This is a genomic window from Parasynechococcus sp. (genome assembly GCF_042954245.1).
Classification (GTDB): Bacteria; Cyanobacteriota; Cyanobacteriia; order PCC-6307; family Cyanobiaceae; genus Parasynechococcus.
Genome location: NZ_JBGKDP010000193.1, coordinates 1 through 7269, shown reverse-complemented (window position 1 = coordinate 7269; position 7269 = coordinate 1). Strand labels below are relative to the sequence as shown.

At 63.9% G+C, this 7269-nt stretch carries 7 protein-coding genes; 3 read left to right on the top strand and 4 right to left on the bottom strand.

Translation table 11 applies throughout. The features are described 5' to 3' along the window. On the top strand, positions 1–1104 hold a 1104-nt coding region (locus ACGVJ8_RS08715), incomplete at its 5' end, for a (Fe-S)-binding protein (protein ID WP_392347288.1). On the opposite strand, the gene ACGVJ8_RS08710 is transcribed toward ACGVJ8_RS08715, so the two are convergent. Then, positions 1003–2349, bottom strand: coding sequence for a four-carbon acid sugar kinase family protein (locus tag ACGVJ8_RS08710; protein ID WP_392347287.1), 1347 nt, complete (start codon positions 2347–2349; stop codon positions 1003–1005). The two genes, ACGVJ8_RS08715 and ACGVJ8_RS08710, sit on opposite strands and share 102 nt — an antisense overlap. A gap of 14 nt (positions 2350–2363) precedes the next feature. Between ACGVJ8_RS08710 and ACGVJ8_RS08705 the strand changes: the two genes are divergently transcribed. Next, positions 2364–3515 (top strand): FAD-binding oxidoreductase, encoded by a 1152-nt coding sequence (locus tag ACGVJ8_RS08705; RefSeq protein ID WP_392347285.1) that lies wholly within the window; start codon positions 2364–2366, stop codon positions 3513–3515. Here ACGVJ8_RS08705 and ACGVJ8_RS08700 read toward each other — a convergent pair. Continuing rightward, complete coding sequence (locus ACGVJ8_RS08700) at positions 3500–4354, bottom strand: galactose mutarotase (protein ID WP_392347283.1); 855 nt, start codon at positions 4352–4354, stop codon at positions 3500–3502. The genes ACGVJ8_RS08705 and ACGVJ8_RS08700 overlap by 16 nt on opposite strands. A gap of 26 nt (positions 4355–4380) precedes the next feature. Next, a complete protein-coding gene (locus ACGVJ8_RS08695) occupies positions 4381–5292 on the bottom strand; it encodes an alpha/beta fold hydrolase (RefSeq protein WP_392347281.1) in 912 nt (303 codons plus the stop codon). Positions 5293–5339: 47 nt separating this feature from the next. Here ACGVJ8_RS08695 and ACGVJ8_RS08690 point away from each other — a divergent pair, with 47 nt between their 5' ends. Continuing rightward, positions 5340–5663: a hypothetical protein gene (locus ACGVJ8_RS08690; RefSeq protein WP_392347279.1), complete on the top strand. Its 324-nt coding sequence runs from the start codon at positions 5340–5342 to the stop codon at positions 5661–5663. Between the two features lies 1 nt (position 5664). On the opposite strand, the gene ACGVJ8_RS08685 is transcribed toward ACGVJ8_RS08690, so the two are convergent. Next, complete coding sequence (locus ACGVJ8_RS08685) at positions 5665–7041, bottom strand: cation:proton antiporter (protein WP_392347290.1); 1377 nt, start codon at positions 7039–7041, stop codon at positions 5665–5667. Positions 7042–7269 lie beyond the last annotated feature (228 nt).

Sequence of the window (7269 nt, the reverse complement as noted above, 5' to 3'; positions counted from 1 at the left end):
GACCAGCTGATCGAGGCCACCCGGCCCAAGCTGAATCAGGTCAACCAACGCAGCAGTTGGCAAACCAATTTCCGCAAGCTGCTGCTGCAGGTGCTGCCCTACCCCAAACGCCTGCGAGCCTTGCTGCAACCACTGCGGGCCTACGCCGGCACACCGCTTCAACAACTGGCCCGCCGCTCCGGACTCACCCGCCTGTTCGGTCCGGAGATCGAAGCCATGGAGCAGCTGCTGCCGCCGTTAGTGCCGGAAAGCTTCAGCGACCACCTGCCCGAGATCAACTCCGCCAGCGGGGAACGCCGCGGCCGCGTGGCGCTGTTGCTGGGCTGCGTGCAGCGCTGCTTCGATCCCAACGTGAGCAGCGCAACGGTAAAGGTGTTGCAGGCCAATGGTTTTGAGGTGGTGATTCCACCGGACCAGGGCTGCTGCGGGGCGGTGAGCCATCACCAGGGGGAGCTGGACCTCACCCGCGAACTGGCAAGGGATTTGGTGCGTAACATGAACGCGATCCAGGGAGAACTGAATGCCGTATTGGTGGCGGCCTCCGGCTGCGGCCACACGATGAAGGCCTATGGGGGGCTGCTAAACGGCAAGGTTGCTTTTCGGGCCCCGGTGCTGGATGTGCAGGAATTCCTGGCGGACCGCGGCCTTTTGGAGTCGTTCCGCGCCCAACTGCAACCGCTCCCCGGCGTCGTGGCCATGCATGACGCGTGCCACATGATTCACGGCCAGGGAATCCAGGCTCAGCCCCGCCAGCTGCTGCGGGCCATCCCCAACATTCAGCTGCGGGAAGCGACCGAGGCGGGGGTGTGCTGCGGCAGCGCCGGCATCTACAACCTGGTGCAGCCGGAGGAAGCCGCCGAACTGGGCCGGATCAAGGCCGATGACCTCAGCGGCACCGGCGCTGGATGGGTGGCCAGCGCCAACATTGGTTGCACCCTGCAACTGCGACGCCACCTGGGCGATCAGGCCCAGGTGCAGCACCCGATGGAACTGCTGGCCGCCTCAGCCGGCCTGCATCCGCTGCCAGGCATCCCGCAGCGTGCCGGCAACGCCGAGATTACCGGGGAAGGTGAGAATCGGCAATCGGCTGCAAGGGCCCGCTGACGGACGCACCAGCGACAGTCCCGGCAGCAGCTGGCCTTCCAGCTGCACCGACTCGAGGGCCAGGCCCCGGGCCAGCAGCGTCTGGGTGGTGGTGCCACCTTTGCTGATCAGGTAGCCCAGATCAGGAGCAAGGGCTGCGGCCAGTCGACCCATCAACTCCGCCAGAGCGGAAGACAAGCGCCGGCCCTCGTTCTCTGAGGCGCAACGCAGCTCACCGCGGCTGGTGAACAGCACCGGCGTCAGGCCTTGATCAAGCAGCGCTCGCAGCTGCTGTAACCAGACCCACTCCAGATCGGCCAGCAGCAAGTCGGGTGTCGGCCCCTCCAGCACCCGGGCGATGCGCGGCACCGGCAGTTCAACCCCATGACACCCCGGTTCCACCAGCAATTCCTCCAGCTGCTGGTCCGCCAAGGGCACGTGGGAGCCCACCATCACAAGACCTGGCTGAGGAATGCCATCGGCAGCCGACCTCCTCAATCGCACAAGACCCTCTAGATCCAACGGCGGCGGGCCTGGATCCGCCAGGGCTTTCACCATGCTGGCGGCAGAGCGGAAAAGGAACCGTTTCTCCCCCCGTAGGGTGCGAACCGCTGCAGCCAGAGCGGTGAGCTGCTCCTGCCGTTCGGCATCCACCACCACCGCTGCATTGCCCTCGAGACAACGCAGACGATCGATCAACAGCGGCAGGCCTGAAGCACAGGCAGCATCAAGCTGCCGGCTACTGATGCGTTGCACGGACGCCGCGGCAATGGCACCATCGCTTTTCTCCTCCAACCAGAGGGCCAGATCACTGCTGCTGAAGCCAAACAGCCGGTCCTGGGCAAACGGCGTGGTGTGGACCGGTTCCCCATGGAGCAGATGCACCCCGTTCAAGGTGGTGCGGCCACCTTCCAAGAACGCCGGAACATGAAAGGTGGCATCAAAGGGGCCGAAGGCTGCCTGCAAGACCTCAGGCTCCAGCACACCATGGCCGCGCAATGTCGAATCGCCACGACTCACCAGCAACACCTGATCACGCGCCAATCCCTCCCGCTGCAGCGCCTGATCCAAGGCCGCTGCAATACCGCGGTTACATTCCGCTGCATCCGTTGGCGTCAGCGCCCGGGTGTCAGCCAGCAGAAACAACAAGGGCGACGCATGGCGCAGCCCCCGGCGCAGGGTGTCGACATCCCAACGCAGCAGCAGCGGACAGTTGTGCACCGTCTGCGAACCGGTGGGATCGTCGTCGATGACCACAACCTTCATGGCACCATCGTGCCGTGAGCCATTCCCCCGCCAGCCGCAGCGCTTTGATCGACCTGGTGCGCCAGTGGCACCAGAGCGGCACCCCCTGGAGTCCCAGTGGCCTGGGCACACGCCTGGACTGGGGTCCGCCGCTGGATCCCCGCCATGAGGTGCTCTCCTGCCGTCAGTTCAACCGGGTGATCGATCATGCCGTGGACGATCTGACCATCACGGTGGAAGGCGGTCTGCCATTGCAGAACCTGCAGGATCTGCTGGCGGAGCAGGGGCAATGGCTGCCAATTGACTGGCCCCGGGCCGGCGCTCCCGGAAGTATCGGCGGCCTGGTGGCCCGTGGACTGGCGGGGGGACTGCGGCAACGCCATCTGGGGGTGCGCGATCAGATCATTGGCATCGGCCTTTTGCGGGCGGATGGCACCGAAGCCCACGCCGGTGGACGGGTGGTGAAGAACGTGGCGGGCTACGACCTGATGCGGCTGCTCTGCGGCAGTTGGGGCAGCCTGGCGCTGATCACCGAACTCACCCTGCGGCTGCAACCGCTGCGCCCCGCCCGGAGCAGCCTGCTTGTGGAGGGCGACCTGAAGGCCCAGGAGGCCTTTCGCAGCGAACTGCTGCGCTCCAGCCTGACGCCGGAACGCTGTGACTGGATCAACAGCGGTGATGGTGCCTGGCGGCTGCGGCTGGTGGTGAGCAGCGTGTCGGACCAGGCGGTGGAAGATCAGCTGAAGCAGCTCAAGGGGCTGGCGCTGGACCAGCAGCTCAGCGCCGAACGCCAGCCTTGTTCCGATGCCCTGACCATACCCCTCGACGCCAGCCCCTCCACGCAACTGATCCGGCTGGTGATGCCGCCGGCCCAGTTGCACTGGTTGTTGCGGGATGAGGCGATGAGGGCACTCAAACCGTGGACCTGGGAGCTTGCGGCGGGAGCCGGTTGCGGTGATGGCTGGTGCGACGCGGTGACACCGGATCACCAGCTGGAGGCGCTGCGCCGCAGCGTGATCCGCCTCAGCGGCGAAATGACGCTGTTGAAACGCGCGGCCGAATCAACCGTGCCGGTCTGGCTTGACCGTCCCTCCCGACCGCTGATCGAAGCGGTGAAACGCCAGTTCGACCCCAAACTGCAACTCAGCCGAGGCCGTCTGCCGGGGGTGGATCAGGAGACGCTGTAGCGACAGGCGAGGATCTGCTTTGTACCGGGCTCGAGCACCAGTTTTCGATCACCACTCACCAGGGCCTGCCGTGGACCGGTCCAGGGTTCCAGACAGACCATCGGGCGCGGGGGCTCGGTCCAAACTACGCTGAGATCCAGCGGTGCCTGATGCTGCAGTTCCAGCGTCACGCCGGTGGCGTCGTCGATCAGGCTGACCGGACCCGCAAGCCGGCAGAGGAAATCCACCCCCTCGGGCAACCGCTTGAGCTGATCGGCGGTGGCGGCCTCCGCCATCTCCAGATGGTTAAGGCAGCGCTCCGCCAGACCCGTGAGCCAGGTCTGGGCCAGATCGCTCACGTTGAAGTAGGGATGCAAGCCAAAGCTGAAGGGCATGGCGGTAGCACCGCAGTTGTGCACGGTGGTGGAGATCTCCAACGCAGAGGCAACAGGGCGCAGCTCCATCTCCAAACGGAAAGGGAAGGGATAGGCCTTCAGCGTTTCGTCGGTGCTGGAGAGGCTGAGGCGTAGGCCACTCTGATCCTCCAACAATTGAAGCTGCCAGGGGAGATCCCGCGCGAAGCCGTGCTGTTTGAGGGGGTAATCAACCCCATCCACCGGGAGCACGTCGCCGGGCAAATTGCCGCAGATCGGGAACAACACCGGAATACCGCCGCGAATGCTTTTAGTGGGATCGGCGTAGCGGTCTTGATCGAAATAGAGAATCTCCCGCCCTCCGCACACCCAGCCGCTTACCAGACCACCCCGCTCGGGGATGATCCGCAACCGATCGCCGCTGTTGGGATGCACGAAGTCCCAGTGGGCGTAGGGGGCCGACTGCTGAGTGAGGGTCATGGGCATCCGCCGATGCGGGGTGGCTCATTCATTCATGTAGCCAGCAGATCCACCTTTGTCGGTGCCTCAGCCAACTTGAGACCCTCCAGCCATTGCAGCAAGGCCGCATTCACCTGATCCGGCACCTCATCGTGGGGGCAGTGCCCGGCCTCCAGAACCACCTCAGTGGTGGCCGCCGGGGCATAGCGCTGAAAGGTGGAGCGGCGACCGGGAGCATTGATCCAGGGATCACGGATGCCCCAGAGCAACAACACCGGCGCCGTCAGTTCCGCGAAAAGCTCATCGAGGGGCTGACCGCGGGGGATATCGAAGACTGTGCGGAACACCCCGAAGGCGCCGGGATCAAGGGAGGGGCGCCGGATCGACTCCACCAGCCAGTCATCGACGTTGGTTTTGTCGACGTACACCTGATTGAGGGTGCGGCGGATCGTGGCGGGCCGGCGCAGGTTCTCGAACAACAACCGCTGCAGCACAAGACTCTTCAGCAGTGCCGTGCCGATGCTCTGGCGGGCGATGGCGCCCCAGCCTTGCGGCGGTTTCTGCTCATCACTGAAGGGACCGGCGGCATTGAGCAGCACAACCCCCGCACAATCTGATCCCAATGCGGCCCCGGCAGCGAGGGCCGCGAATCCACCGAGGGAATTGCCAGCAATCACCGTCGGACGGCCGATACGCTCACACACATAGGCCACCAGTTGGTCGCGCCATAGGGCGCCGCCGTAGTTCAGCCCTGCTGGCTTGGCACTTCTACCGAAGCCCAGCAGATCGATTGCATGCACGGCATGGGTCTTGGCCAACACGGGCATGTTGTGGCGCCAGTGATCGGTGGATGCCCCGAACCCATGCACCAACAGAAGAGCCGGACGATCGGCGCTGTCCTGCTCTGGATGCTGCTGCACCATGTGCACGGCGTGGCCGAGATGGCTCCATGTGACGCGATCCACAGCAGGCTGCGAGGGACGCGATGCTAAGTAGCACTGCGGCAGCTTGGATGGTGAGCTACGAGGTCATGGGCGGACCATTGATGGATGCATCCGTCTGGCGCGGAGGTTTGCTCTGGGCCATCGCCCTTTACGTGCCGCTGAGCGCACCCCTCAGCACATTAGAATCAAGCCTGGTGGACAGTGACCTCCCGGAATCGTTGCATCAACCAGCTTTGGTGATCAGCAGTTTGCTGCTGGCCCTGGTCACCGGCGTGATGACCCAGCTCGGATTCAGCTGGGCCTTGGGTCCCGGCTGGGCCTCCAGCCTTGGCTTTGTGGCAGTGGGCTGGAGTGTTCTGCTCGTCCTCGCAAATGCCGGGAAAGATGATTGATTCAGGAGGCACCCGCCAGGGGGTCCGCTGCGAATTCGTCGGGAACTTGATTGCCGTCCTCAGGGGGCTTGCCTTTGAGGACGATGCGCAACAGCACCGGCGCCAGGAAGGTGGTGCCAATCACCATCAGCAGAATTGCCGCTTCAAGGCCAGGACTGAGCAACCCTGAAGCGGTACCCAGTCCCAGGAAAATCAGGCCGACTTCGCCTCGGGGCATCATTCCCAAACCCACAACCAGGTTGTTGGTCTTTTCCTTGCTGAAGATGGCCCAGCCGGCAGCCACCTTGCCGATGATCGCCACTACGAAGAGGAAAGCGGCCACCACCAGGGCGGAACGGGCCCCGGGGTCGGATGGATTAATCACTGAGAGGTCCATGCCGGCTCCGACCAGCACGAAGAAGACGGTGGCGAACAAGCCAACGATGGGGGTAACTGCCGCCTGAATTTCGTGGCGGTGCTTCGAAGTGCTGGCGATCAAACCAGCGGCAAAGGCCCCGAGCGCAGCCTCCAGACCAATTGCAGAGGCCACGAAGCAGCTCACAGCGAGCAGCAAGTAGGAACCAATGAGTTTGGCGCCGGGGGCCTTGAGCTGATCAATCACCCAGTCGAAAGCAGGGGCAGCCTTCTGGCTCAACAACAAGGCCACCACCACGAACAGTACCGCTGCCACCACCAGCTGAACGATGGGCCCGATCTCCAGGCTTCCGCCGGCCGCCAGGGAGACGACGATGGCCAAGATGACGATGCCGAGGATGTCGTCAAGGACGGCGGCGCCGATCACGATCTGGCCTTCACGGGTGCGCAGATAGCCCAGCTCCCCGAAGACACTGGCTGTGATGCCAATGCTGGTGGCCGTCATCGAGGCGCCGGCAAAGATCGCTGGGATCGCATCCACATGGAAGATCGCCATCAGGCCAAGGGTGCCGAGGGCGAAGGGCAGCACCACACCAACCACGGCGACGCTGAAGGCCTGGCCCCCCACCGCCATCAGTTCCTCCAGCTCACTCTCGAGACCCGTGAGGAAGAGCAAGGAGTACAGCCCCAGCGTGGCCACCGCCTGCAGGGCGCCGAAACTCTCGTCGTAGAGAGCTGGAATCTCATCAACCGGCACATGCGAAAGGCCGGACACCACCTCGGAGAAGGCTCCAGAGAGTTGCACCTGGGTCTCCGGTAGCACCAGAAGATGCAGACCCGAAGCACCGATCAGCACCCCGGCCAGGAGTTCGCCAAGGATTGTGGGGAGCTCAAAGCGCACCAACACCTCGGCGAGGGTGCGGGCCGCCACGAAGATCAGCATGAAGCGAAGGACGCCGATCAACGTTTCCGCTAATTCGAGGTCGTGACTGCTGATCTCGCTCAGCAGGGTGGGCAGCAGCATCAAGCCGGGCATGTCTCACGCCGAACCTTAATGGCGATTCCGCTGCCGAACTGTTCGCTGGATGATCCCAATTGACCGGGAATGCTGTATTAAGAGCTTTTTTGCAGGCAACCCCAGTTGTGATGGCTACGGTCTGGGTAATTCATTGAGTTGGGCTCCGAGCACCCCTGGCCTGACGGTGATTCCACGCTCCATGGCTCGCTGAACCCTCATGACCACGTCACAATC